30 protein-coding genes are annotated in these 26,635 nt (G+C 44.5%); 5 read left to right on the top strand and 25 right to left on the bottom strand.

Annotated elements, in window-relative coordinates:
* Positions 1 to 60 precede the first annotated feature (60 nt).
* From BN161_RS00835 to BN161_RS00800, 7 genes are all read right to left on the bottom strand, one after another.
* A complete protein-coding gene (locus tag BN161_RS00835) occupies positions 61 to 1,290 on the bottom strand; it encodes an HD domain-containing protein (protein WP_044262232.1) in 1,230 nt (409 codons plus the stop codon).
* Between the two features lie 50 nt (positions 1,291 to 1,340).
* Positions 1,341 to 2,276, bottom strand: a complete 936-nt coding sequence (gene rhuM, locus BN161_RS00830) for a virulence protein RhuM/Fic/DOC family protein (protein WP_044262230.1) — start codon at positions 2,274 to 2,276, stop codon at positions 1,341 to 1,343.
* A gap of 58 nt (positions 2,277 to 2,334) precedes the next feature.
* A complete protein-coding gene (gene pyrF, locus BN161_RS00825) occupies positions 2,335 to 3,159 on the bottom strand; it encodes an orotidine-5'-phosphate decarboxylase (protein ID WP_044262228.1) in 825 nt (274 codons plus the stop codon).
* A 35-nt stretch (positions 3,160 to 3,194) separates the two neighbouring features.
* On the bottom strand, positions 3,195 to 4,964 hold the full coding sequence (locus tag BN161_RS00820; protein ID WP_044262226.1) for a DUF4153 domain-containing protein: 1,770 nt from the start codon (positions 4,962 to 4,964) through the stop codon (positions 3,195 to 3,197).
* Positions 4,965 to 5,010: 46 nt separating this feature from the next.
* Positions 5,011 to 6,123, bottom strand: coding sequence for a peptide chain release factor 1 (gene prfA, locus BN161_RS00815; RefSeq protein WP_044262224.1), 1,113 nt, complete (start codon positions 6,121 to 6,123; stop codon positions 5,011 to 5,013).
* 37 nt (positions 6,124 to 6,160) lie between these two features.
* Positions 6,161 to 6,403 carry a hypothetical protein gene (locus tag BN161_RS00810; protein ID WP_044262221.1) on the bottom strand — a complete coding sequence of 81 codons (243 nt, stop codon included), beginning with the start codon at positions 6,401 to 6,403 and terminating at the stop codon, positions 6,161 to 6,163.
* Positions 6,404 to 6,626: 223 nt separating this feature from the next.
* A complete protein-coding gene (locus BN161_RS00800) occupies positions 6,627 to 7,796 on the bottom strand; it encodes an AIR synthase-related protein (protein ID WP_044262386.1) in 1,170 nt (389 codons plus the stop codon).
* A 217-nt stretch (positions 7,797 to 8,013) separates the two neighbouring features.
* On the opposite strand from BN161_RS00800, the gene BN161_RS29665 reads away from it, so the two are divergent.
* Positions 8,014 to 8,172, top strand: coding sequence for a hypothetical protein (locus BN161_RS29665; protein ID WP_167332475.1), 159 nt, complete (start codon positions 8,014 to 8,016; stop codon positions 8,170 to 8,172).
* Positions 8,172 to 8,594 carry a type II toxin-antitoxin system VapC family toxin gene (locus tag BN161_RS00795; protein ID WP_044262217.1) on the top strand — a complete coding sequence of 141 codons (423 nt, stop codon included), beginning with the start codon at positions 8,172 to 8,174 and terminating at the stop codon, positions 8,592 to 8,594. The genes BN161_RS29665 and BN161_RS00795 overlap by 1 nt, the downstream gene beginning before the upstream one ends.
* 24 nt (positions 8,595 to 8,618) lie before the next feature.
* Here BN161_RS00795 and BN161_RS00790 read toward each other — a convergent pair whose 3' ends face one another.
* On the bottom strand, positions 8,619 to 8,843 hold the full coding sequence (locus BN161_RS00790; protein ID WP_044262215.1) for a hypothetical protein: 225 nt from the start codon (positions 8,841 to 8,843) through the stop codon (positions 8,619 to 8,621).
* Positions 8,844 to 9,463: 620 nt separating this feature from the next.
* On the opposite strand from BN161_RS00790, the gene BN161_RS00785 reads away from it, so the two are divergent.
* Positions 9,464 to 9,952: an RNA polymerase sigma factor gene (locus BN161_RS00785; RefSeq protein ID WP_044262212.1), complete on the top strand. Its 489-nt coding sequence runs from the start codon at positions 9,464 to 9,466 to the stop codon at positions 9,950 to 9,952.
* Positions 9,953 to 9,967: 15 nt separating this feature from the next.
* Positions 9,968 to 10,528 carry a hypothetical protein gene (locus BN161_RS00780; RefSeq protein WP_044262210.1) on the top strand — a complete coding sequence of 187 codons (561 nt, stop codon included), beginning with the start codon at positions 9,968 to 9,970 and terminating at the stop codon, positions 10,526 to 10,528.
* Positions 10,529 to 10,649: 121 nt separating this feature from the next.
* On the opposite strand, the gene BN161_RS00775 is transcribed toward BN161_RS00780, so the two are convergent.
* The 15 genes from BN161_RS00775 to BN161_RS00700 form a co-directional block, all read right to left on the bottom strand.
* A complete protein-coding gene (locus BN161_RS00775) occupies positions 10,650 to 11,534 on the bottom strand; it encodes an Rpn family recombination-promoting nuclease/putative transposase (protein ID WP_044262208.1) in 885 nt (294 codons plus the stop codon).
* 600 nt (positions 11,535 to 12,134) lie between these two features.
* Positions 12,135 to 12,716 (bottom strand): LemA family protein, encoded by a 582-nt coding sequence (locus tag BN161_RS00765; protein WP_044262204.1) that lies wholly within the window; start codon positions 12,714 to 12,716, stop codon positions 12,135 to 12,137.
* A gap of 133 nt (positions 12,717 to 12,849) precedes the next feature.
* Positions 12,850 to 13,755 (bottom strand): TPM domain-containing protein, encoded by a 906-nt coding sequence (locus tag BN161_RS00760; RefSeq protein WP_044262201.1) that lies wholly within the window; start codon positions 13,753 to 13,755, stop codon positions 12,850 to 12,852.
* Between the two features lie 38 nt (positions 13,756 to 13,793).
* Positions 13,794 to 14,744, bottom strand: a complete 951-nt coding sequence (locus BN161_RS00755) for an alpha/beta hydrolase (protein ID WP_044262198.1) — start codon at positions 14,742 to 14,744, stop codon at positions 13,794 to 13,796.
* A gap of 17 nt (positions 14,745 to 14,761) precedes the next feature.
* Positions 14,762 to 15,508, bottom strand: coding sequence for a shikimate dehydrogenase family protein (locus BN161_RS00750; RefSeq protein ID WP_044262195.1), 747 nt, complete (start codon positions 15,506 to 15,508; stop codon positions 14,762 to 14,764).
* Positions 15,509 to 15,614: 106 nt separating this feature from the next.
* Positions 15,615 to 16,352, bottom strand: a complete 738-nt coding sequence (ubiE, locus tag BN161_RS00745) for a bifunctional demethylmenaquinone methyltransferase/2-methoxy-6-polyprenyl-1,4-benzoquinol methylase UbiE (RefSeq protein ID WP_044262193.1) — start codon at positions 16,350 to 16,352, stop codon at positions 15,615 to 15,617.
* Between the two features lie 69 nt (positions 16,353 to 16,421).
* Positions 16,422 to 17,366 carry a phosphoribosylaminoimidazolesuccinocarboxamide synthase gene (locus BN161_RS00740; RefSeq protein WP_044262192.1) on the bottom strand — a complete coding sequence of 315 codons (945 nt, stop codon included), beginning with the start codon at positions 17,364 to 17,366 and terminating at the stop codon, positions 16,422 to 16,424.
* 22 nt (positions 17,367 to 17,388) lie between these two features.
* Positions 17,389 to 17,781, bottom strand: coding sequence for a four helix bundle protein (locus BN161_RS00735; protein ID WP_125910709.1), 393 nt, complete (start codon positions 17,779 to 17,781; stop codon positions 17,389 to 17,391).
* On the bottom strand, positions 17,782 to 18,783 hold the full coding sequence (locus BN161_RS00730; RefSeq protein ID WP_044262189.1) for a PhoH family protein: 1,002 nt from the start codon (positions 18,781 to 18,783) through the stop codon (positions 17,782 to 17,784).
* Positions 18,784 to 18,852: 69 nt separating this feature from the next.
* Positions 18,853 to 19,479: a M23 family metallopeptidase gene (locus BN161_RS00725; RefSeq protein ID WP_044262188.1), complete on the bottom strand. Its 627-nt coding sequence runs from the start codon at positions 19,477 to 19,479 to the stop codon at positions 18,853 to 18,855.
* 18 nt (positions 19,480 to 19,497) lie between these two features.
* The gene (locus tag BN161_RS00720; RefSeq protein ID WP_044262186.1) at positions 19,498 to 20,163 is read right to left on the bottom strand and encodes a B3/B4 domain-containing protein; all 666 of its coding nucleotides are present in this window, start codon (positions 20,161 to 20,163) and stop codon (positions 19,498 to 19,500) included.
* Entirely contained in the window at positions 20,133 to 20,777 is a 645-nt protein-coding gene (locus tag BN161_RS00715; protein ID WP_044262184.1) for a lipoprotein signal peptidase, read from the bottom strand. The genes BN161_RS00720 and BN161_RS00715 overlap by 31 nt, the downstream gene beginning before the upstream one ends.
* Before the next feature lie 10 nt (positions 20,778 to 20,787).
* Entirely contained in the window at positions 20,788 to 21,609 is an 822-nt protein-coding gene (gene pgeF / locus BN161_RS00710) for a peptidoglycan editing factor PgeF (RefSeq protein ID WP_044262183.1), read from the bottom strand.
* Positions 21,606 to 22,778: a GTPase ObgE gene (gene obgE, locus BN161_RS00705; protein WP_044262181.1), complete on the bottom strand. Its 1,173-nt coding sequence runs from the start codon at positions 22,776 to 22,778 to the stop codon at positions 21,606 to 21,608. The genes pgeF and obgE overlap by 4 nt, the downstream gene beginning before the upstream one ends.
* A gap of 124 nt (positions 22,779 to 22,902) precedes the next feature.
* Positions 22,903 to 24,237, bottom strand: a complete 1,335-nt coding sequence (locus tag BN161_RS00700) for a nucleoside hydrolase-like domain-containing protein (protein WP_044262179.1) — start codon at positions 24,235 to 24,237, stop codon at positions 22,903 to 22,905.
* 74 nt (positions 24,238 to 24,311) lie between these two features.
* Here BN161_RS00700 and BN161_RS00695 point away from each other — a divergent pair, with 74 nt between their 5' ends.
* A complete protein-coding gene (locus BN161_RS00695; RefSeq protein ID WP_044262176.1) occupies positions 24,312 to 25,154 on the top strand; it encodes a helix-turn-helix domain-containing protein in 843 nt (280 codons plus the stop codon).
* Positions 25,155 to 25,249: 95 nt separating this feature from the next.
* On the opposite strand, the gene BN161_RS00690 is transcribed toward BN161_RS00695, so the two are convergent.
* Positions 25,250 to 25,822, bottom strand: coding sequence for an adenylate kinase (locus BN161_RS00690; RefSeq protein ID WP_044262174.1), 573 nt, complete (start codon positions 25,820 to 25,822; stop codon positions 25,250 to 25,252).
* 239 nt (positions 25,823 to 26,061) lie between these two features.
* Complete coding sequence (hpt, locus tag BN161_RS00685) at positions 26,062 to 26,598, bottom strand: hypoxanthine phosphoribosyltransferase (protein WP_022209252.1); 537 nt, start codon at positions 26,596 to 26,598, stop codon at positions 26,062 to 26,064.
* Between the last annotated feature and the right edge of the window lie 37 nt (positions 26,599 to 26,635).

Genomic DNA, 26,635 nt, shown 5'->3' with positions numbered 1-26,635 from the left:
AAATCACAAATAACGGACTTTTTTTTTATATTTCCTTGTCCTTGGGTGAATATTTTATACTTACCTATGCAAACGTTGGTAGCAAAGATAGTATTTTTTTACCTTCTTAGACAATAGGGAAATATTGAGCATGTCCGATGCTTCAGCAATATTCTTAATACTTCCGTCTTTATAAAGGATATCAATACTATCGTCTGCCGGGTCGTACATATTCTTCTCGATGCTGGGGGTAGAGACGAAATAGCTCGCTTCAGAGAGGGGTATGTCCAGTTGCTGACTGATTTGCAAAGTTAACTCTTTTTTTCTTTCTTCACATATTGGTTCGGTAGAAATTTCCACTTTAAAGATATTACGGTTAATCATACCGAGGCTCAACGTGGACAGAACCTTGTCGTTGTGGGTGCTCCAGACCTTTAATGCGGTCCATATATCATTGTCGTCCAGTTGGATAAAGTTCTCCAGACACTCCGGATTGTTATAGAAAGTTTCCTTGTTGATGTCATTGTAAAGGAAAAAACGCAATGCCGGTGAAGCAAATAATTCTACACCTTTACTTGCTAATTCTTTGGCACGGAGCAGGGCGCTGATGAGCATTTTCTCGTATGCCACGGACGTTTTGTGCAGATATACCTGCCAGTACATCAAGCGGCGGGCTGTGAGGAAGTTCTCAATGGAATAGATGCCTTTGGATTCTACCACGAGATGGTCTTCTTTCACATCGAGCATCTTGATGATGCGTGCCGAGCCGATGTTACCTTCCGTTACGCCGGTATAGAAACTATCGCGGCGAAGGTAGTCCATACGGTCCATGTCGAGTTGCCCGCTGACCAGTTGGTGCAGGAACTTCTTGGGGTATTCGTCCTTGAATATCTGGATGGCAAGTGTGAGTTGCCCGTTCATTTCTTTGTTGATACGTTCCATCAGCATGAGGGAGATATCCTCGTGAGATACGCCCTGTACGATGGTGTCTTCCAGTACATGAGAGAAAGGACCGTGTCCGATGTCATGCATCAGAATGGCTGCCTGTACGGCTTCGGCTTCACTGTCGAAAATGAAGTTTCCCTTGCTGGCGAGCTGCTGGACAGCTTCACTCGTCAAATGGAAAGCCCCCAACGAATGTTGAAAGCGAGTGTGCTGCGCACCGGGATAAACCACAGACGACAAACCCAGTTGCTTGATGCGGTTTAAACGCTGCAAAAGGGGATGTCGCACGATGTCGTACAGCAACCCCTTCGGGATATTGATGAACCCGAACACCGGGTCGTTAATGATCTTTCGTTCGTAGGGCATGTGTTATAATTTACTCGTTTTTATATAAAGTTTTTGTCTGATTCTAATGTTTATGTTAAGAAGTTCATAACCAATCTTGTCATAATCTCCTTTTCTTCTGTTTTTGATTCGGCTATCATGATGGTTATTGCGACAAGTGTGCTGTCATTGATGCGTTTCTCTCCGTTTTCATGATATAGAATTCTATTCTTTTGCAGAAAATAGAGGAATATGGTGGCTGCAATACGCTTGTTGCCATCGTTGAATGAATGATTCTTGGTTATGAAATAGAGTAGATTGGCGGCTTTTTCCTCAACGGACGGATAAACATCTTCCCCGTCAAAGGTTTGGTAGATAGCGCCGATACTGCTATAGAAAGATTTATCTTTTTCATTGCCGAAGAGGTCACTGTCTGTATTGAACTTCATGCTGTTTATTACATTACGGCACTCTTCGTAGGTCAGGACATGCGTTGCTTTACTCCCGTCGGGTTTTCTGATGCACTGATGGTCATAATCGTCCAGTAGGTCAAGAGCCATAGTGTATTGCTCTACTACGGCAAGCATTTGTTGGGCGTCAAGTTGGTTGGTGGTGCGTTTTAATATTTTGATGGCCTCTCCCAGCTGCTTTAAGCGATTGTCGTTGACGGCGATACCACGAATCAAGTAGTCTTTCAGAACAGAGTTTGCCCATATACGGAATTGTGTACCTCTTTGGCTCTTTACTCTGTAACCTACGGAAATGACGACATCCAAGTTATAAATCATTGTTTCATAAGTCTGATCGGCATCTGTGCCCACATGTGCAAATTTTGCACATGTGGTATTTCTGAGTAATTCACCTTCTTTATATACATTATTAATATGCCGCCCAATAACAGTTCTATCTTTTTGAAACAGCTCAGCCATTTGGGCTTGCGTAAGCCACACTGTGTCCTGCTCCAACTTCACATCAATGGAAGTCTTTCCATCCTGGGTTTGATATATGACAATCTTGCTTTGGTTCATGATTGCTGCTGGTTTTCTGATAACCTTTTCATTAAGTTTCTTAGCTATTCAGTGGCTATCAAAGGATAGCCTTCAACTGTTCCGCCATCTGCTGTTGCACTTCCTTTGCGGCGTTGCGTGCGGCTTCTGCAAATTTTTCAGTCTTATCAACATAGATGATACCACGGCTGGAGTTTACAATCAGTCCGCAAGTGGAGTTCATGCCGTACTTACAAACTTCTTCCAGTGAGCCACCCTGCGCACCTACGCCCGGCACAAGTAGGAAGTGGTTGGGAACAATCTTGCGGATATCTTCGAAAGCACGGCCTTGTGTGGCACCTACCACGTACATCATCTGTCCGTCGTTGGCCCATTCCTGAGACTTGCGCAGTACTTTTTCGAAAAGACGTTCGCCGTTGGGATCTTCCGTCAACTGGAAGTCGTGTGAACCTTTGTTGCTTGTCAGTGCTAAAAGGATTACCCATTTGCCTTCGTAAGTTAGAAATGGAGTAACACTGTCCTCACCCATGTAAGGGGCTACGGTTACAGAGTCGATGTCCAGTTCGTCGAAGAAGGTGCGGGCGTACATGGCAGAGGTATTTCCTATGTCACCACGCTTTGCATCGGCAATGATGAATTGGTCGGGATAGTTTTCCTTGATATATTTCACAGTCTTTTCAAAAGCGATCCAGCCTTTCACGCCCATGCTCTCATAGAAAGCGAGGTTCGGTTTGTAGGCGATGCAAAGGTCAGCCGTTGCGTCGATGATGGCTTTATTGAAGGCGAAGATCGGATCTTCTTCTTTCAACAGGTGTTCGGGAATTTTCTTGATGTCTGTATCCAGACCTACGCAGAGGAATGATTTCTTACGCTTGATATTTTCAAAAAGTTCTTGTTTATTCATATCGGATATATTTAGTCTGTTTATGATTCGTTTTACTATTTCCTGAATAAATAGCCGTTTATATTCAGTAAAAGAGCCTCGTTTCCTTCCTCTTGATAATCTAAGGAGAAGCCTGTCAGTATGAAGAGGCACTTATCGGAGTTACATTTGAATTGTGCAGGAGGCATTTCACCATATTTATAACGTTGAAGTGCTTCAATGTTTTTGAGGTCAATGTATACCGTATCGTTCATTTTGTCTGTCCGGGTACCGAGAGAGGCGGGCAATACTCCTGTTTCTATATACTTGCGTGGAATCTTGAGTTGCCTGCTTGATTCCGGTATGATTACGAAACGGCTGTATCCCTTAGGAATCTCGATGCTTGTCAGTGAGGATGCCTGAGCACTGTATGATATAGCCCGGTTATTGCCAGTGGCTTTATCGTTGTCGGCCGTTTCATCACTGTTCTGACCGAAACGGTTTTTGGCATAATAGAATGATGCGTCTTTGTCCACAAGGTTGGCTATGCTTTTTCGTCCGAACCAGTAGTGCAGATAACGGAGTCGGTCGTTTACTTGCAATGCGGTCTTTGCCGGAAGTGAATCCAGCCAGTTGTCGTACTGGTTGCGTGAGAGGGGCAAGTTTGTTTCACCACTGCGTGCCAGTTCCTTCTCTATGCTACGGCGCATGACGTTCCGGGTGATACTTGCATAGTTCACCGGCAATACGGAAGTCAGCAGGAAGATGATGGAAAATGAAATGGGAATCCAACTGATGCGGCGTGCCCGGGTGAGGACCAGTCCGAAACAAACGATATAACACCAGATATTGAGTGTGATCAGATAAAGCCGGTTGATTGTGACACCATAATCGTTGAAGCGGCGGATGATGCCGACTGTCATTAATATCAGTAACGGCAATACTAGGGCAGGCAGCCAGCGTGCAATCCATTCGTTTATGCGCTTTGATTCACTGACCCGTGCCGGATACAGTCCGAATTCAATGGCGATACATCCCGCCATGAGCGCCACTACGAGCCAGGATACCCAGCCTGTAGGCAGTTCCCAACTGATAAGGATGCGGGTGGCATAGATATAGAGCACAAGCAGATACCCTGCCATGAGCGGGAGAAAGAGGAAATGTATCGTTCCGTTCAGGAACTCCGACGGTTGCGGTTCTTGGTTGTGCTTTAGCTCATCTTTGGGCAACATACCGAGGAAGAGCAGCATCGGAAGCAATACACTGCATACAACAAGGATATACAGGTAACATTTCCAGCTTACATCCACATCGAAAAGTTGGTGGAGTGAAAAGACGAGCAGGCTTATTCCGCCACTCATAATCAGTCCCACCACGTTTGCCGTGACAAAAGCCCCTACGGTGTAGGAAGCAAAGTTCCAGCTCGGAATGTCATTCTTCTCTTTGGTGAATGAGAGGAAAAAGACTGAAAGCCACAAGGCGAGGATAGCCGCTCCGTGAGCTATGCTTATTTCTGTGAGCGACCGCTCTGGAGAGAGGCTGTAGAGATACACTGCGTCGGCAATAAGCAATACATGCATCACAATATGCACGCTGATTCCTTTAATCCGGTTCTTTATCTCTTCGCTCCACAGATGGAGAGTGAGTGAGAGCAGAGTACCGACAGAGAAGTAATAACCCAAAACCAGCGTCAGCTTCTCTTCGTCATCCATTTCGGTAGATACCAGATAAGCCAGATAGGCGGTAAGTGCAAGGACAAAGCGTACTGTGGTTGGAAAACGTTTCAGGCAATTCTGAAATGCTTCCGTCAGAGTATGAAATGCTTTATTTAAAAACTGTCCTTTCATCTTGTTCTGCCGTTGATGTTTCCGGGTCTACGTCTTTCTTTTAGGGTTACAGTTCACTCTCTTTCAGTCGTTCTGCATTTTCCGCTACAATCAGGTGGTCTATGCAGTCCTGGATATCGCCATCCATGAAGGCGGCAAGGTTATAAATGGTATAGTTGATACGATGATCGGTGATACGTCCTTGCGGATAGTTGTAGGTACGGATTTTAGCGGAACGGTCTCCGGTGGATACCATTGTCTTACGCTTGGAGGCAATATCGTCCAGATATTTCTGGTGTTCTTTGTCGTAAATAAATGTACGCAGGCGTGAGAGGGCGCGTTCCTTATTCTTCGGTTGGTCGCGCGTTTCGGTACATTCTATCAGGATTTCCTCAGAAGCACCCGTATTGGGGTTCTTCCAGACATAGCGCAGACGCACACCGGATTCCACCTTATTTACGTTCTGTCCGCCGGCACCGCCGCTTCGGAAGGTATCCCACTTGATTTCGCCTTCGTTAATTACTACATCGAACTCTTCTGCTTCGGGCAGCACGGCTACGGATGCGGCGGAAGTGTGCACACGCCCCTGAGTTTCAGTGGCCGGAACGCGCTGCACGCGGTGTACCCCCGATTCATACTTCAACGTTCCGTACACATTATCGCCCGTAACGCTGCAAATGATTTCCTTGAATCCGCCTGCTGCGCCTTCGTTGACGCTGGATATTTCCATCTTCCAACCTTTTGTTTCGCAGAATTTTGTGTACATGCGGAAGAGGTCTCCGGCAAAGATGGCGGCTTCATCACCACCTGTACCGCCACGGATTTCGAGGATGGCGTTCTTGCTGTCCTGTGGGTCGGCAGGCACAAGGAGGAGTTTGATATGTTCTTCCAGTTCCGGCTGGCGTGTCTGACAGGCATCCAGTTCTTCGCGTGCCATTTCCCGCATTTCCGGATCGGATTCGTTAGTGATGATCTCTTTGGCTTCCTCGATGCCGTTCAGCACCTGGATATATTCTTTGCGGGCATCCATCAGGTCACCCAGTTCTTTGTACTCTTTGGTGAGTTTTACGTAACGCTTTTGGTCGGCAATCACTGCCGGGTCTGTAATCAGCGTCGATACTTCTTCGAAGCGAGCAACGAGGCCTTCGAGTTTTTCTAATATGGTGTTGTTGTCTGCCATTTATACAGTCTTATCTTTTAAAATACTACTTCTGCATTTAATTCCGGGATTTATGCTTAGAATTGTGCCATATCGCATCAATGGCAAGATATTCTACGCATGACCAGCCTAATATGCTTATTGAACGCATAATGATGCGACCTATTTTCATCTCTGGTTCTTGAATATAATCTATCAGCCCTCCGATGAGGTCGATAATAACAAACAAGATAGCTATTGCACCCAGTTGAACTACGCTTTTAGGTACTTTGATATAGGTGCTGTCATTTTCTGCCTCCATCTTTGTTAGTATTTGAACTTTATGTACTTACATCTGATGATTAATTTTTTGGAGCTTGTTCTCTCATGATTTTCCTTGAAGTGATTGAGAGTAGAATGACTATAAGTGCAGTTACTATGATAACAGTACGCTTTTCAAGAGCATTGAAAGTAGCTAATGCAGCTATAGTCACACCTTCCAAGATAATAAAGAAAACAGTACACAATATGAGCTTCTTCATCTTTTAGTATCTAAATTCTCCGAACTCGCTCTTGATTATCAGTTCCTTCTTATCACTTTCCTCAATGTGTCCCACAATCTGCGCATCGATACCGAAGCTCTTGCTGATGGCAATTACTTCCTCGGCATGTTCGGGCGACAGATATACTTCAAGACGGTGTCCCATATTGAATACCTTGTACATCTCTGCCCAGTCCGTATTGCTCTGCTCTTTAATCGTTTTGAACAAAGGAGGAACAGGGAACAGATTATCCTTAATCACGCGGCAATTGTCACCTATAAAGTGCAGCACTTTTGTCTGTGCGCCACCCGAGCAGTGTACCATACCGTGGATTTCAGGGCGAAGTGCATCCAGCAACTTCTTCACTACCGGTGCATACGTGCGGGTAGGGGAGAGTACCAATTTACCAGCATCCAGCGGGCTGTCTTCTACGGCATCCGTCAGTTTCAACCCACCGGAGTAAACCAGTTCTTCGGGCACTGCCTTGTCATAACTTTCGGGATATCTCTCTGCCAGATATTTAGAAAATACATCATGACGGGCTGAAGTCAGACCATTGCTGCCCATGCCGCCGTTATATTCCTTTTCGTAAGTAGCCTGTCCGTAGGAGGCCATACCTACAATTACATCGCCCGGACGGATATTGGCATTGTCTATTACATCACTGCGCTTCATGCGGCAAGTCACGGTGCTGTCTACGATGATGGTGCGCACCAAGTCGCCCACATCGGCAGTTTCGCCACCTGTGGCATATACGCCTACGCCCATTTCGCGGAGTTCGGCAAGTAGCTCGTCCGTACCGTTGATGATGGCGGAGATTACTTCGCCCGGAATCAGCAGTTTGTTACGCCCGATGGTGGAAGAAACCAGAATATTGTCCACAGCGCCTACGCAAAGCAAGTCATCGATGTTCATAATCAGAGCATCTTGTGCAATGCCTTTCCACACGGAGATATCGCCCGTTTCTTTCCAGTACATATAGGCCAGCGAGGACTTTGTACCTGCGCCGTCAGCGTGCATGATGTTGCAATACTCCGGGTCGCCGCCCAAAATGTCGGGGATAATTTTGCAGAAAGCCTGCGGGAAGATTCCTTTGTCGATGTTCTTGATGGCATTGTGCACATCTTCTTTAGACGCGCTGACGCCGCGCATCATGTATCTTTGGTTACTCATGAGATTAATAAGTTTGTTCAATATTGATGGCGCAAAGATAGTGATTATTCTTCAGATACCTGCTTATTCTTTAACTGTTATTGTTCCGTCAATTAAAAGAAATGCGCTATCTTTGTATAAGATAAGCTGCATCTCGGCATAACTTTTTCATGCAAGCATGAAAGTTCTGCGCTCGATTTGCATTATCTTTGTAGAATAAAAACTAATAATAAGCCTTATGGAAGAGAAGAAGGAAAAACAAATAGAAGAAAAAGCTACGACTGAGGTGGTGGCTAAGAAGAAGGGAAGCAGAAAGAGAAAGGTGAGTAAGACATGGGAAGCCATGCAAAGACTGAAAGGTAGCCTGATAGTAAACGACCCTAAATTTCTGCTGTGATGCGTTATCTTATAGATACTAATATTTTTGTTTATATGGCATCTGATCCCGAATATCTAAGCAGGGATATAGATGCCATTATTAAAGAACCGGAAACGGTGCTTTATATGAGTGCCGAGTCTGTTCGCGAATTAATAGTTGCCTATCGCAACAAAGGCTTGTGCTCCAAACGATGGAAGTCAATAGAAGAGATGGTAGTCGCCATCGAAAACGACTTCTACGTTAAGATACTCCCTTTAAAGAAGGAGCACATGAAAACTTACGCAAAAATGGAAATAAATGAAGCCCAGGGACACAAAGATCCTTCCGACCATGTAATCATTGCCCATGCCATCACCGAGCATTTACCGCTCATCTCCAGCGATACCCGCTTTGAATTCTACAGAAATCAAGGACTCGATCTGATATTCAACAGAAAGTAATCCTCGTAAATCATAGATTGCATTCTACTGTTTTACTTTCAATCTCTCCCAAATCGTTTTCTTTTGAGACATTTTTATTAAAGCAACCCCCATCAGGCAACAAGCGCAACGCAATTCTTCTTTTGAAAGTGTATTCAGCTTATTCGTAATACAGGATAAGGGATAGTTTTCTTTGAAAAAGGCGAATACGTCGGCTGAGTTTTCTAAGTCGGTTTTCATCTGGCAGGAGCAGGTAAGAAATTCATCCATCGTGTTATAAGTTTTAAAGGGTTAGTCGTGTGTTCCTACTTCTCTAATGTAAAAAAGAGACGTGGGAACTATTGGCATTATTATTTCTTCCCAAAGGCTCTGGTAAACCCGTCAAGCAAACAATAAGCAATAGCCCCACGCCAGAGTGTATATAACAAAGTTATACGCAACCCGGACGTGGAGACTTCCACTTATTATCCGTGCTTGTAAAAATTTACCAGACTTTTAGGAAGACGAATAATAAAATGATATCTCCAAATCACAAAATAGATCTCTTTCCCAACGAAAGAAATATGCAACAAAGATACAAGTTTTTTTGAAAAAGTATGCATAGAGTGAGATAGAAATGAACTATAAATCTTTATAGTTAACCTCACTGAACAGTGATCTCTAAGTGAAGTAATTGTTGCTATTATATTGCCAATGTTTTGCCATCGTACTGGCAAGTTTTTGCCAATATAGTGGCAAGACTTTGCCAACACGATGGCACAACTTTGCCAATATGGTGGCAAAAGATGGCAGATGTACTTCGAGCGTGAAACAGCTTTAACTTACTTTTTTCTTCCCTCTTGCAACTAATTCCCTAACCGGGCGTCTTATGTATAAAAGACTATCTTAAGATGGAACAGAATACGAAAGAAAAACAGTTCACTTCCCTCATCGAGGAATACAAGCGAGTGATCTATAAAATCTGCTACATGTATGCAACGGATGGAGATAATTTTAAAGATCTCTACCAGGATGTAGTAATAAACCTTTGGAAAGGCTTCGAGGGTTATGAAGGAAAAGGTAAACCGTCTTCGTGGATTTACCGCGTGGGATTGAATACCTGTATCTCCTTCTACCGCCAGCAGCAACGCCGGGGCGAACATACTTCCTTGGATTCCCTCTACGGGCTGGAAGCAGAAGATAGTGAAACGACCAAACGTTTGAAAGAGATGTATCGCCTCATTGCGGGACTGGATAAGTTTGAACGTGCCGTCATCTTGCTGTGGCTGGATGAAAATTCTTACGAAGAGATTGCGGAAATTGTCGGCGTGCCGCGCAACACCGTAGCTTCAAGATTGAAACGAATCAAGGATAAACTTACGAAACAAGCGAATAGCTAAAGGAGGAGATAGAATATGGAACTGGAAGATTTGAAAAGGGATTGGAATGATATGGAAGAAAGACTGGGAAAACTGGAGATGGGACACTGTAAACTATTGAATAAGACTGTAAAGAATAAGGTAAAACAGATGGAAGAGCGTCTCTATCTGCGGCTTACGTGCCTTATTCTCTTTTTGCCTCTTTTTGCCTGGGCTATGGTGCGCAATCAAGTATATGATTTCAGTGTACTGACGTGGATATTGTTGTTTATGTTTGTAGTTGTGATACTCGCCCGGCAACTTACGTGGATGTTGCTGCTAAGGAAGATTGATTGCCTGAAGATGACTGTACGTGAAGTGTGTCTGGCGGAAAGTCGTTTCCGGATATCTTTCAAAGTGGGAATAGCTGTAAGTGTGTTGTGTGGCATACCTTTGCTGGCAAGCATGATATGGGATATGTCCCAAATGGGTGATCGCTATATATTGATAGGTGCCTGGACTGGGCTTGTCGTCGGGTTGTTGATTGGGATCCGTTTGTTTCTCAAAGCATGGAGCGGGATAAAGGAATTGAAGGAGGCAATATCGGATTTGAGATAGCATTGCTCAGTATTTAGTTCCTTTTCAGTTTTGAATTAACCGCTATAAAATAGAACGCCCCGCCTGCTTTTCATAAAACGAAAATCGGGCGAGACGAAAATGAATAGTATCTTGTGGCTATTTATAATTTTTCTATGTCTTTGATGGGTAAACCCGTCACCTGGTGGATGATTTCGGAGGAGATATTCAAGGATTTCATTGTTCGGGCGTTCTCTATTTTCTCTTCTGCTCTGCCTTCCTGTCTGCCTTCCTGTCTGCCTTCCTGTCTTCCTTCCGCTGCCGCCGTACTCAGCACATCATTCTGAATCATCACGGCATTGATATGTTCGTCATACGCCAGTTGTTCCGACCTGTCCATATTGTAATAAATCAGTTTGCGGCGTGCTTCTTCCAGTCCGGGAGCTTTCGTGTCGGGGCGGATGATGCCGGTTTTCAGATACTCTATCCATTCCTCAAGTGGGGTGACGGCCACCTTATTGAACTCATTCACCCGAATCAGGAAGTATTCGGGGAAGATTTCGGCGGGAAGCTTGCGCACGATAGCGTCTTTTTCTTTGGTGGTGACCTCCAGAAAGTCGCCTGTATGCACGCCCACAAAGGAGTTCTGGCCGTGGTACAAGTAATCGTTGCCCTTGCCAATGTCGAAATAGAGAATGCTGATGGAGTACACTTTCTTCACTTCCGAGTAAAGTTCTCCTAGTTCGATATGCTCCGTGATGGCCTTGGCAACGCCGAAGAGGATACGCTCCAGATAGTATATTTCGCGCGTGTTCTGCACCTCAACGATGATGATTTCATCCTTGCTATTGCGTGCCTTAATGTCCACACGGTTGAACTTCTCGTTTTCACGTTGCTGGTTGCCCTCGCTTTCCAGTATCTCGACGATGCGGATAGGCTCACCCAGCAACACGGTGAGGAAGCCTTCGAGGACGCCGAAGTTGGCCTTGTTGCGCAGCAAACGTTTCACAGCCCAATCAAAACGTATATATCTATCTTTCTGTTCCATAACTTATGTTTTTCTGCTTACGCACAAAGGTAAGCATAATTTCTGTTTCCAACGTGTCGGGAAAAGATTATTTGTTTTCTTCCTTTCCCGATAGTAATGAGCTAAATGATAATTTAGAGGAGAATGGGTACGCGGACGACGCTGATAGAGCGGACGAACGCGGAGTAAGATTTAGCTTCGCTGACCGTTGGTTCCCTTCGATGTGCAAGTAACTTTTCATCCGCAGATAACGCAGATAACGCCGATCTTTTAAAGCTGCGCTATGTTTAACGGAAGATAAAAAGGCATCAGCGTTATCTGCGTCATCTGCAGATGAAAAATAAAAATCCGTGTTTGTCCGCCTTGTCCGCGTCGTCCGCGTATCAATTTAGCTCATAACCCGTCAAAAGTGAACATATTCAACTCCTGATTCGCATTATTAACAGGTCTGAGGAACTGAGCCATATATGTGATATTTACAAATTAAAACTAGCAAGTTGAACTTGTGAAACATGAATAATCTTAAAACATAAAAGTACCCCTTCCTGGAAGCTCGCATCTAAAAGAGTTTCCAGGAAGGGATTGTTTTTTATAGAACCGTTTGTTACGGTAGGAATATACTTAGAACTGTACCTGCGGTGCTGTTTCAGCTCCTTCGGAAGCTTCAAAGTAAGCGCGCTTTTCGAAACCGAACAGACTTGCAAGAATGTTCTTCGGGAAGCGGCGGATGGCAGTATTGAAGTTCTTTGCTGCATTGTTGAAGTTGGTACGTGCCACGTTGATACGGTTTTCAGTACCTTCCAATTGAGCTTGCAGTTCCAGGAAATTCTGGTTTGCTTTCAAATCGGGGTAATTCTCAGTAATGGCAAGCAACTTACCCAATGCAGAAGTTACCGCACCTTGAGCTTTCTGGTATTCAGCCAATTTTTCCGGAGTCAGATCATTAGCATCTACTTTTATTTGAGTAGCCTGGCTGCGGGCCTCTACCACACCTTCCAAAGTTTCTTTTTCATGAGAAGCGTATCCTTTTACCGTATTAACCAGATTCGGAATCAAGTCGGCACGGCGTTGATATTGTGTTTCAACGTTTGACCATTGTCCGCTTACGTTTTCATCCATAGTTACCAGTCCGTTATAACCAGTGACACCCCAAATGACGAGGAGAGCTAAAACAACAAGAATGATAATAGTTGATTTCTTCATACTTTTCTTTTATTAAATGATTATTATTAATTAGCTACAAATTACGAACTACAAGCTACGAGTTGCTACGCTGTGATACCAAAGGCACTTGTAGCTTGTAGCCCGTAGCTTGTCACTCTGAGAGTTTCAACTCTCAGAATCGGGAACCGGCACCTCCGCCACCTCCCATACCTCCACCGAAGCTGCCTCCGCTGAAGCCACCGCCTCCTCCGCCGAAGCCTCCGCCACCGCCAAAGATGACCGGACCTCCTCCGCCACCTCCGCGATAGTTTTCATCATACGACTGTTTGCGGCGTACTACCTTGTGTCCGCAGTTGCGGCAAGTGTAGGTAACATCTTCCGTTTTTACTCCGTTGATCCGTGAAACCACTTTGCTGCTGGTACGTTGCAATTTGTGCTGTCCGCAGTTGGGGCATTTGCTTGCGGCACGTGCTGCCATCCAACCGATTCCTCCGGCAACAACAAAGAATCCGATAACTGCTGCCAGAATGCCGAAGAAGGAAATGTCTTCTTCATCATCTGTATCATTCACCATGCTACCGTCCAGTCTGCCGCATACGGCACGCACACCGGCAACCATACCCGCATCCCAGTTACCATCTTTCAGATAAGGAATCATGTCGCGCGTCTGGATACGTTTACAGATGGCATCGGGCAGATCTCCTTCCAGTCCATAACCTGTATAGAACTGGATGCAGCGCTGGTCGGTCACCAGAAGAATGACCAGACCATTATTCTTTTCTTTCTTTCCCACACCCCATTCATTGAGCAGGCGGTGTGCAAAGTCAAAGCAATCATCATTACCGATAGACGGAACTACGGCAACTACTGTCTCAATGCCGGTCTGTTGTTCCAATGCATACAGCATACGGTCGATGCTGTCGCAGGCAGCCTGAGAGAGGATGCCGTCCGGATTGCAGACATAGCGCATTTTGTTCTGAAGATGTACTTTGGGGATATTGTCTGTAGTATAGACCTTCTGTGCCTGCATGGATAGCAGCAGGCATAGGAATAAACTTATGGAGATTAATCTTTTCATACTAATGTATTTGTGTGGCGAATATAGGAAAAATCACATCAATAGATGTATTTTCCTACAAAATTCTTCACACGTTTGGTGTATTCCTCCGGGTGATCCTTGTAGGACATGGCGTGTGTGGCACCGGGGGCAAGCCACAATTCTTTAGGTTCCGATTTTGCCTCGTAGAGAGGATATACCATCCAGGTGGGTACGTATGTATCTGCATCGCCATGAATGAAGAACATCGGCAGTTTGCATTTCCTGATCTGATTCAGCGAAGAAGCTTCCTTGAAGTTCCAGCCGTATTTCGCGTTGCACAGCCAGCTGGTGGTGTACATCAACGGGAAAGGAGGCAGTCCGAATTGTCCTTTCAACTCGTAGGAGAATTCGTCCCATACGCTGGTATAACCGCAATCCTCCACAAAACATTTCACAAAAGGTTGTTGAGGCTCACCGGATACCATCATAGTGGTGGCGGCACCCATAGAGATGCCATGTACTACCATTTGGGTATTTCCGCCGTAAATATCGTTGGCAATGTCCATCCAGCGCAATACGTCCAGCCGGTCTTTCCAACCCATTTGAATGGCAGGGCCTCCACTTAATCCCTGATTCTGCAGGTCGGGCAGCAGAATGTTATACTTTAAATCTTTGTTGTAAAGGTAACCTATCATCAGCATACGGATGCAATCGTCCGTATAACCATGCACGATGACGGCTGTTTTGTGGGTAGGTTCGGGGGCGGCTGCGTAAATGGCATGCAGTTGCACCCCGTCAGGGTTGATAATAAAGGTATCACGTAAAGCACCGACAGTTTGCAAACTATCTATCCAAGGCTTGATTTGCGGGTACTCGCTGAGTATATACTCGTAGGAGCCGGGAATATCTTTCCCTTTGTTGTACTCCGGTCTCAGCGAGTAGCCGAGCATGTAGAAACTCGCACCTGTGAGGGCAATCATGATAACTGCTAACAGTCCGAGCAGACTGTACTTGATACCTTTCTTCATCTTTCCTTCCTTTCACTCTATTTGTTCCATATTTCCCATGCGGCAAATGCTTGCAATAACAGCATTTCCAGCCCGTTTTTAGTAACGGCGCCGTGAGCCTCTCCCTTTTTCATGAAAAGGGTTTCATTGGGATTATATAACAAATCGTAGAGTAAATGGTTGGGAGTTAATTGATCATAAGGAATATCCGGACAGAAATCCACCTTAGGATACATGCCTACGGGTGTACAGTTTACGATAATAGTATATTCCTGCATGATCTCCGGTGTCAGTTCGTCATAAGTGAGGTAAGACGATTCCTTTTTTGTACGCGATACGAATATGCTTTCGATGCCCAGATTGGCCAGTCCGCGATAGACGGCTTTGGAGGCACCGCCTGTACCCAGAATCAGCGCCTTCTTGTGATGGGGTTGCAGTAAAGGCTCAATGGACTGCGTAAAACCTATAATATCCGAGTTGTAGCCGACAAGCTTTACTTTTCCCTTCGGCTGGCGGATGATTTTGATGACGTTCACTGCGCCGATCTTTGCGGTATCTTTGTCCAGTTCGTCAAGAAAGGGGATGACCTGCTCCTTGTACGGGATGGTCACATTAAGTCCGCAGAGGTTGGGATTTTCCTCTATGACTTCCATAAAGTCATTGATGTTGGGTATTTCAAAGTTTACATATTCGGCGTCGATATTCTCCGATTTGAACTTTTCATTGAAATATCCGATGGAAAACGAATGTTTCAGCGGATAGCCTATTAAACCGTATTTCTGCATAATTCTCTTAGTGTGCTATGTCAATAATATAGTAATGGTAAAATGGTGGGATGGTAGGATGATAACATTGAATCTTAACATGTTATCATCTTACCATCCTATCATTCTATTTAGTCGCAGTATAAAGAGTGCATATACCGAATGTCAGTCTGCGGAAATTAACCTGACTGAAACCTGCTTTGCGAATAACTTCCTGCATCACTTCGCCTTGCGGGAAAGCACGGATGCTTTGGGGCAGGTAGGTGTAAGCACTATTGTCTTTTGACAGGCATTTGCCGAGCAGGGGGATGACTACTTTGGAGTAGATGGTGAAAAGTTGTTTCATCGGAAAACGGTCCGGTGTGGAGAGTTCCAGAATGACGAGATGTCCTCCGGTTTTCAGCACGCGGCACATTTCCGTCAACCCTTTGTCCAACCCTTCGAAGTTGCGGATACCGAACGCTACGGTTACAGCATCGAACGTGTCATCGGCAAATGAGAGAGAGGTGCAATCCTCCCGGGCAAAGGTAATTTTGTCCGAGAGGTGCGCCTGTTTTACTTTATTACGTCCCACGTCCATCATTCCCTCTGAGATGTCGGTGCCTATCAGTTCGTCAGGCTGCAACTCGCGACAGGCAAGAATGGCGAAGTCACCTGTACCGGTGGCTACGTCCATGATGCGCTTCGGTTGGAAAGGCTTTAACCAATTGATCGCTTTCCGGCGCCAACTGCGGTCGATGCCTAATGAAAGGGTATGGTTCAGCTTATCATAAGCAGGAGCAATGTTGTCGAACATTTCTTCTACCTGCTCACTCTTCTTTCCGTCCTCACCGTAGGGTTTGATATGCTCCTGTGGGTAATCCATGTTGATAGTGTTTAGTGGTTAGTGATAAGTGATTAATAAACCTATAATTACTTATCACTAAGCCGTTTATCACTTATTTAAGTATTCCGTTACGTTTTTCTCGATACGTGAAGCAATGTTACTGGTATCTTCCTTCACGAATTGCTCTCCGGTGATATGCTCGTACAGTTCAATGTAACGCTCACTGATAGAAGTTACGATTTCGTCTGTCATTTCCGGAACTTGTTGTCCTTCTTTGCCTTGGAAACCATTGTCCATCAACCATTCGCGAACGAATTCTTTAGAAAGTTGTTTCTGGGCTTCGCCTTTTTCAAAGCGTTCCTGATAACCTTCAGAGTAGAAGTAACGGCTGGAGTCCGGTGTATGGATTTCATCCATCAGGTAAATAGTACCGTTGTGCTTACCGAATTCATACTTCGTATCTACCAGAATCAGACCACGTTCTGCCGCGATCTCGGTTCCTCTGTTGAAGAGTGCCATGGTGTATTTCTCCAATACGGCATATTCTTCGGGAGTAGCCAGGCCTTTAGCAAGGATTTCTTCTTTTGAAATGTCTGCGTCGTGTTCACCGATTTCAGCTTTCGTAGTCGGGGTGATGATGGGTTCGGGGAACTTCTGGTTTTCCTTCATTCCTTCGGGCAACTTTACACCACAGATTTCGCGTACACCGCTTTTGTAAGTACGCCATGCGCTACCGCAAAGATAACCGCGTACAATCATTTCGATGGGAAAACCTTCGCACATCACACCCACCGTTACCATCGGGTCGGGTGTAGCTGTCTTCCAGTTGGGACAGATATCAGTAGTAGCATCCAGGAATTTGGCTGCAATCTGATTCAGCATTTGTCCTTTGAAAGGAATGCCTTTCGGCAAAACAACGTCGAATGCGGAGATACGGTCAGTTGCTACCATAACCAGCTTTTCACCATTGATGTTATAAACATCGCGTACTTTTCCGTGGTACACACTTTTCTGTCCCGGAAAATTGAAATCAGTTTTTGTTAATGCTTTCATATTACAGTTCTTTAGCTACGAGCTACAAGCTACAAGAGGCTGCGCTCGTATTGTTTATTTTTAATGAGTTTATTAGACCACAAGTCATTCTTATTATTTCATTTAGGGCATTTGAACTATTAGCATATTCTTCAGAAGTTATATAATGTAATTTCTCTGAGATAATAAGGAATGTTTCCAATTCGCTTGCCGAGCCTAAAGAAATATATAAAAATTGCATAAATTCTGCTTTATTTTTTCTGCCTGAACCTTCTGCAATATTAGCCGGGATTGATGTAACGCATCTTCTGATTTGATTAGTTATAGCATATAGTTTTTCTTTAGGGTATTGCTTGGTTAATTCATAGACTGATATGACTAACTCAATACTCTTTTGCCATATTTTTAAATCTTTATGCGTCCTAATTTCTCCCATTTATATTATTTTCTTTTCACTGCTTATTGCTGTCCCCTTACTTGTAGCTCGTAGCTTGTCTCTTGTAGCTGCTTCGAATTTCTCGTAGGCATCTACAATGCGGGTTACCAACTGGTGACGCACAATATCTTTCTTGTTCAGTTCCACAAAGCTGATGCCTTTCACACCTTTCAGGATGCGGAGTGCCTGTACCAGTCCCGAAGTCTGGGAAGAGGGCAGGTCGATCTGTGTCATATCTCCCGTTACGATCATCTTGGTGTTCATACCCATGCGGGTGAGGAACATCTTGATCTGCTGGGTAGTGGTGTTCTGCGCTTCATCCAGAATTACGACTGCATCATTCAACGTCCTTCCGCGCATAAAGGCGAGGGGAGCAATCTGAATGACGTTCAGTTCCATGTATTCTTTCAGCTTGGCAGCCGGAATCATATCCTGCAAGGCATCATACAACGGTTGCAGATACGGGTCTATCTTATCCTTCATGTCACCGGGCAGGAATCCAAGCTTCTCACCGGCTTCCACGGCGGGGCGACTGAGGATGATTTTCTTGATCTCTTTATTTTTGAGGGCACGTACGGCAAGGGCAATGGCAGTATATGTCTTTCCCGAACCGGCAGGACCTATGGCAAATACCATGTCGTTCTTGGCGAAACCTTCTACCAGTTTAAGCTGATTTTCACTGCGGGGGATGATCGGTTTGCCTGTCACGCTGAATACGATGACGTTACCCGATTTTTCTGCTTGCGGTGCATTTCCTTTGATGATGTCGATAATCACCTCTTCTTTCAATGAGTTGTATTCGGCGCAGTATTTTTCCAGCTTGGTAATGTTTTCTTCGAATGCGCACATCTCTTCTTCATCTCCCAACACTTTGATGACATTGCCGCGTGCAACAATGCGCAGTTTGGGGTACAAAGCTTTTATCAACTGCATATTGGCGTTATTCACACCGTAAAAGATAACCGGATCGATATCCTCAAGAACAATCAGTTTTTCTATCATTGAATTGTTTATAAGTTCATGTCGTTTTATAGGTAAAACAGTTGCAAATTTAGTGAAACGTTTGGATACTTAGCTGGTTCCGGCTGTTTTTTTTGTTGCAGGCTTCACGATGACGCCTTTTCCACTCTTGGTGCAGTGAATACACTCTTTGCGGAGTGTCCTTTCTTTGAAATCGAAAATGAGATTGGGGTTGAAATGCTGTCCGTTGATGCGGGTTTCAAAATGAAGGTGTTCGGTGCTGGCCCGTCCGGTACGTCCGGTCAGTGCAATGGGTTGTCCGGCCTTTACGACATCACCACTCTGAACAAGATTCTTAAAATTATGACTGTATATCGTTTCCAATCCCGAAGAATGGCGCACAACGATTACGTTACCGTAAGCACTGTAAGGCTTCGACATACGTACAATGCCATCGAAAGCACTGCGTATTGTGTCTTTGGCGCAAGTCTTGATATCAATACCCGAGTGACGGCCGCTACCGCGTCCGTAAGGAGAAATCACTTTTCCTCCGGGAAGCGGAAAGCAATAGGCGGTATCAGGTATTTGCTCCAGATGCAATTCTAACAAATTTTCGTTATCGAAAAGCCCCGGTGTAGTAACCCGGATATGATTGATTTCCATTTGCGAGAAACTTGGTTTCTCTTCGGGCGGAGTATAAGCCAGTGCGAATGATAGTAGCAGAAAGAATATGTTCATGATTAAAGGTCCTTCTTGTTATTCAAAATAGATAATTTCTCCTCCATTCGAAAAAGTATATTTTTTCAGTAACTCCTGTATCATCTCGGCAGCTTCCCGCAGACCTTCCTGTCCGCTGTAACCATTGACGATGGCAAGGATATGCTGGGTGCCTAAATCCATTTTGGTACGTTCGTTGTCGCTGGTGGGAGTACCGATACCGCCTACGGCATCGCGATAGACCGGAAGTCCTTCGATGTTCAGCACGCCCCGTCCGATACCTTCGAATGGTTCTTCAGCGCGTCCAACTCCCAGTTTGAGGTCAGTGCCCTGTATTTTGTCCGCATCGAAACCACCGATGGAATAACCGGTGCGCAGGGATACCAGATTAATCAGGTCAACCAATGTATCTATTTGGTAAAGGGCAATTCCGCGCATCAAACGGCGGCGCAAGGCTTCGGCAGAGGGACGGTAACGGCTGGGGTCTTTGCCGCAACGTTTATAAGCTTCGCGGGTAGCTGCAATGGCGGGTTGCAGTTTGATGTCCTCCGGCTGGGTAGTGGAAGTCAGTTCCCGGGTGAAAGTGTTGATTTCTTCCCAAAGCCCTTCGCAAAAGGCTGTATTGGTAACTTCTGCATAGACGGCTGCGCCTTTGAAGATGGGGCAGGCATTTTTTATTTCTTCTGATACGGTGATCTGGTACATAAACTAAAACTGCTATTTAAACTTTTCATGTAAAATAAAAATAAAATAATCACTCCGCAACTGATGGCAGCATCCGCTAAATTGAATACCGGACTGAAGAATACAAAATTGTCTCCTCCTATAAATGGCATCCAGCTTGGCCAGTCAAACTCAAAAAGAGGAAAGTAGAACATATCGACCACTTTTCCATGCAGCCAACCGGTATATCCTTCTCCTATAGGTACGAAAGTAGAAATCTCGGCGGGTGTACTCTTACTGAAAATAACGCCATAGAATATGCTGTCGATGATATTCCCGATAGCTCCTGCCAGTATCAACGAAACACATGCAATATAACCACGCTTATATTTAGCTTTAATAAGTATGACGATATACCATCCAATCGCGATGGCAAATATTGTGCGGGCAACAGTCTGAATGGCTTTAGGCACTATCTGCATACCAAAAGCCATACCGGGATTTTCTATAAAGCGAAGATAAAACCAATCCGTGATATGAATGCTTTCATTATAAAACATATTCGTTTTAACTTCAATCTTTATGACTTGGTCAAGAATCAAAATTCCCAGTACAATGAGGATCGATAGTTGCCCTTTGGACAAAATGTTCTTCATATTAAAAAAGTTATGGTTTTGTGTCTACTATCATAATTCCCGATAGTATACGTCCTGATTTAATCCCCAGCCGTCTTGCCGAGAAAAATTCTTCATGCCTCATATAGGTACAAATGCCAGATGTTTCTATTTGCTCGCCGGGTACACCGAAGTCGAGCAACTGCATCCGGTTCGCAGCCCATAGATCGATATGATGCTTATGTGTTTCCGGTTTCCATTCTGATATATAATCCATTGCAAAACCGTTCATGCGGAAAGCTTCGTACACTTCTTCGCCCACTTCAAAAGAAGGCAAGGATATGCCGGGGCCGATACAAGCGATTACGTCTTTTCCATCGGTTCCGTAGAGTGCCCGCATCCTGTCGAGAGTATATCCGGCTATGTAATTCACCGTTCCCCGCCAACCCGCATGGGCAGCGGCTACCACTTGGTTCTTGCGATCATACAACAGGATAGGAATACAGTCTGCCGTAGAAATACAAATGCAGCAACCCGGTTCCTTGGTGATTAGTGCATCCACTCCTTGCAGCATGGCCGTGCGCTCGCCAGATGTGGCATTGAGATACTTTTTATCAATCACCTCCACCTTTGTACCATGTGTCTGGAACGGAATGACTAATTCTTTAGGCTGTTGAGGCATGGAGTTGCAGAGCAATTCCTGATTGCGACGGACAGATTCCGCATCATCCCCCGTGTAAGGCGTACAGTTGAAAGAAGCATAATCTCCTTTGCTGAAACCTCCCCGGCGGGTAGTTGCGAAACAAAAAATGTTGGAGTACGGTGTCATAACCCCGTATCCCAACATTCGTTTATCTTCTGTCAGAGCAATCATTGCTTGTCATCCTCCCAGTCCTCTTCCTCATACTCAAAGTCTTCCAGGTCTTCCACGTCCTCGTCATCTTCCACATATTCATAGCTGAGGTCCTCATCCTCACCCATGTCTTTCAACTCTTGCTGGAGTTTGCTTACATCTTTCGGACGGTGAACGATAGCTTCTATTTTGTTGCTATCTTTATTCAACTCTTCCCAAAGAATATCTTTCAGCACGGAAAGTCCCATACCGGTAATGGAAGAAATGAATACATGCGGAACGTTTGCAGGGAGTGTAGGCTCTATTTCGTCCATCAATTCCTGATCGAGCATATCGCTTTTGGTGATGGCAAGTACCCGTTGCTTGTCCAGCATTTCAGGATTGAAAGTGCTCAGTTCATTCAACAGGATTTCATATTCTTTCCGGATATCGTCGCTATCGGCAGGCACCATGAAGAGCAACAGAGAATTACGCTCGATATGGCGCAGAAAGCGCAATCCCAACCCTTTTCCTGCACTGGCTCCTTCAATGATACCGGGAATGTCCGCCATGACAAACGACTTGCTGTCACGGTAAGAAACAATACCCAGATTGGGTTCCAATGTGGTGAATGGATAGTTGGCTATCTTGGGCTTGGCGGCAGATACGGAAGCAAGCAAGGTTGATTTTCCGGCATTCGGGAAACCTACCAGACCTACGTCTGCCAAGAGTTTCAGCTCCATGATTACTGTCATTTCCTGCATCGGTTCGCCCGGTTGTGCAAAGCGGGGTGCCTGACGGGTGGCTGTCTTGAAGTGCCAGTTACCCAGTCCGCCGCGTCCGCCTTTCAGCATGATAACTTCTTGTCCATGCTCGGTGACGTCGCAGATGTATTCGCCCGTTTCGGCATTGTATACTACTGTGCCACAGGGAACTTCAATAATCTTATCTTCTCCGTCCTTACCAAAACTGCGGTTCTTGGAACCGGATTCTCCATGTCCGGCCAGTGCATGGCGGTCGTAGCGCAAATGCAACAGCGTCCAATAGTTACGGTTACCGCGCAGGATGATGTGACCTCCTCGTCCTCCGTCACCTCCGTCGGGGCCGCCATTGGGTATGTATTTCTCACGCCTCATGTGCGTAGAGCCTCGTCCGCCCTTTCCAGAGCGGCAATATATCTTTACGTAGTCAACAAAGTTCGATTCAGCCATTTCTTTCCTTACGATTGATTTTAAAATACTTATTTTCTTTTTCGATGCAAAAGTAACGATTCTCCAAGACTACCTCAAACTTTTTTATTCCTTTTTATTTATTAATCCGTAGCGGAGGGCATTTCTAACTTATTTTTAGCACTACTCGTCTATAAACGGTAAGTGCCGGAGTTGCTTCATCCGTCAATTCTAAAATGATATGTATGTTTTTGCCCGCAGCGTCAGCAGGAATATGCACTTTGCATTTTTCCGCATTATCCCCTTCTATTTTTACTTCACCTTTGTAACTGCTTGGTTCAGTATAAACACTCCACTTGTATATCAGCTTGTTACCATCAGGATCAGTTGAACCGCCAGCATCTAAAACTATGGAATTTCCGGCTTTTACCTTCTTAAAAATACATTTCAGCGAACGGTCTCCATCAAGCACTGCATGCGGATGGTGATTCACCGCTTTATAATCATCGGTTGTAGTCCACAACATACGTGCTGCAAAATTATTCCAAATGTGCTGCTGCCATTTGTTGATGGCGGCACAGCCCTCTTTACAGCTTCCATGCATATAATAAGGGTCATATTGCGTTTCATCTTTCCCGCTGCGCACTATAAAATCCATACCTCGTATACCACTCGTCTTTTGATTGGAGAAACGACCGCCCCATCCTCCATATTCAAGTGAGTCGGGCACATTCAGACCATTGGCATATACATAAAAGAAAGCTGGAGAGTCACCTTCCGTTGCCCACTTCCGGTCAGGATAATGCTTGCCTAATGGCTGATGACTTTGAATATTCTGTTTAAGCCATTGATCGGAAGGTCCCCAACCATATACTTCTTTATTTCTGATATATACTATTTCCGGGAAGTTCTTGGCTATCCAGGCTCCGGCATCATCTTGCCCTAGAACATCATATATGCGGATTTTTGCAGTAAACTTCTTAAGGTCTTTCTCGCTGCGTGTATGCTTCACTTTCCATAAAGCTTGTGCTATCGTATTCATTCCACCCCAAGCTGCAAGCCATACGGGGCGTTGATCCTTTTTCTTATCAACTACCGAGATTATCAGTTCTGATCCCGGAGAATCTTTACCTTGACCTACTCCGGTCATATTAGAGGAAGGTTGCCCTCGTTTAATAATTGCCCGCAGTTGATTCAAACTGGGATATCCTTCTGCATGTTTATTCAAACGAGGAAGAACTTCTCCAAACTGTTCTACTACCTCTGAAATTTTAGCTGTTTTATCCGGGTCGTCCATCCAGACTTGTGAACTGATTAATCCCTCAATGTCGATTACATTAGAGCATAATAACAAGTGTATCATTGACTGGATATCATCCGGATCAGTTCCCCCTAAATCAGTGGTTACAATCAGCCGATGTTTGTCCTCATTAGCCACTTGCGCCTCTGAATAAAGGCTCCATGCTGTAAGAAAGAAAAAGAAGAAAAGTACTTTTTTCATGGCATTTAAAGATTATTTTTGCAAATTTACCACCAAAATGTGAATAACACTCTCTATTTTTATATACGAATATAATGAATTCCGAGAAATATTACAGTTTTGATAAGTTTCGTGAGGAGTTTAAACCTTATGGACTTACATGTGAGACATGGATACCCCGTGTTATGCCCAGATACGATAGGCATAATGAAATAGAGATAAATTACCTGCCCCAAGGGAATATCACTTACTTGCGACACAGCGAAAAAATAACGATACCCAATAAGCGGTTTACGATATTCTGGGGACTTATTCCTCACCAAATAATTCATTATGAGAATGTAGAAAAGTATTATGTATGTACCATTCCTTTTGCGCATTTTTTATCTTGGAAGCTTCCGGCACAGTTTGTAGACAGCTTGCTCAGAGGAGATATTCTATATGAACAAACAGATGAATATTCTCAATATGATGAGTTCTTACTAAATAATTGGTTGAAAGATAGCGGCGTAAATGTGCAATCGGATCTTATTTTATTAGAAATGCAGACCAGAATCACTCGTATGGCTCATCACTTGCAGTCTTCAGATGATGGTATAGCATTGGCTTCATACCAAACAACACTTATCGAAAAAATAACCATATATCTTACTAAGAATTATTGTAATGATATTAAAGCCAATGATATCGGTGATGCAGTAGGTCTGCACCCTGATTATGCCAATCATATATTTAAGAAGGCATTTGGTACTACAATAAGTGACTATGTTGCTGAGTTAAGAATAGCTCATGCACAACGTAAATTACTGACTACCGATATGAGCATTACCGACATTGCATACGAATGTGGATTCAATTCTGTAGCCCGGTTTAATGCTACATTTTTTAGGAAAATCAAATGTACCCCGCGTGAATATAAAAAGAAGATCGTGAAATAGTTACTTGTTATTTTAGGGCAGACGGGAGAATAACAAAGCGCGGTAATAACATTTTCATGGGTATTACCGCGCTTCTGAATTATGATTGTGTAACTTTACTTTGCAGCGTCAATCGCAGCGCAAACATCGGCAAAGATTTCTTCCAACGCACCTTGTCCTTTGATGTGCTGGTATTGTCCTTCCTGTTTGTACCAGTCAATCAGCGGAGAAGTCTGTGAGTGATAAACAAGGAGGCGTTTCTTGATAGTCTCTTCGTTGTCGTCGGCACGACCGGAATCTTTACCACGTTTGATGAGGCGGATCATCAGTTCCTCTTCAGGTACATCCAGGTCAAGCATAACACTTACTCCCTGATTTCTTTCAGCAAGCATTTTCTTCAGAGCCTCTGCCTGTGCAATCGTACGGGGGAAACCGTCGAAGATTACACCTTTGCTGTTTTCGAAGCTGTCGAATACACTTGCAAGGATATCAATCATCAGTTCGTCAGGGATCAACTGACCTTGATCGATATAACTTTTAGCTGTTTTGCCCAGTTCTGTGCCGTTCTTGATTTCTGCACGCAGCACGTCACCGGTTGAGATGTGGTTAATACCGTACTTCTCTACGATTTTCTCACTTTGTGTTCCCTTTCCTGAACCGGGAGCACCGAAAATTACAATGTTCAACATTTGTGATTTACAATTTAACTGTTACTTATATTATACCTAATTCAAAATTCTTTTCTACAAATCATGTCTTTGACCTTATTCGTGTAGCCTTACTCCGTATCATGTCCGTACATGCCCCGTGCTTGGTCCGTATCCTCTCCGTACTTGCTCCGTGTCTTCTCCGTATAAAGGTACTTTTATACGAAGGAGGTACGGACCGGGTACGGACCAGACACGGCTCGGGTATGGCTCTGATCCTTTTAATCTACCACTGTATAAATGTCCGCATAATTGCGCCCGAAGCCGTCATAATCCAATCCATAACCTACAATGAAGTCATTGGGAATTTCCATGGCTACGTATTCTATATTCAAATCTACTTTCAATTTATCGGGTTTCACCAGCAACGAAGCGATATGGATTTCTTTCGGGTTACGTGTGCCCAGCGTGTCCAACAGACGTTGCATAGTCAGACCTGTATCTACAATATCTTCCACAATCACTACCGTGCGGTCTGTCAGATCTTCGGTAATACCGATCACTTCCTTGATAACTCCGGTAGAGGACACCCCCTGATAAGAAGCCAGCTTCACGAAAGAAATCTCGCAGGGGATAGTAATGTTTTTCATCAGATCAGCAGTAAACATAAACGAGCCGTTCAGGACGCTGAGAAACAGAGGATTTTTACCAGCCAGATCGCGATTAATTTCATTTGCAACGCGGGTTACTTCTTTCAGAATGTCCTGTTCCTTGATGGAAACAGTGAACTTTTTGTCTTTTATTTGTATGGTGTCCATAAGGGATAGATTTTTAAAATTGGCACAAAAATACGAT

It is taken from the genome of Bacteroides timonensis, assembly GCF_000513195.1.
Classification (GTDB): domain Bacteria; phylum Bacteroidota; class Bacteroidia; order Bacteroidales; family Bacteroidaceae; genus Bacteroides; species Bacteroides timonensis.
The sequence above is the reverse complement of the archived record's forward strand: the minus strand, read 5'-3'. Positions and strand labels throughout refer to the sequence as shown.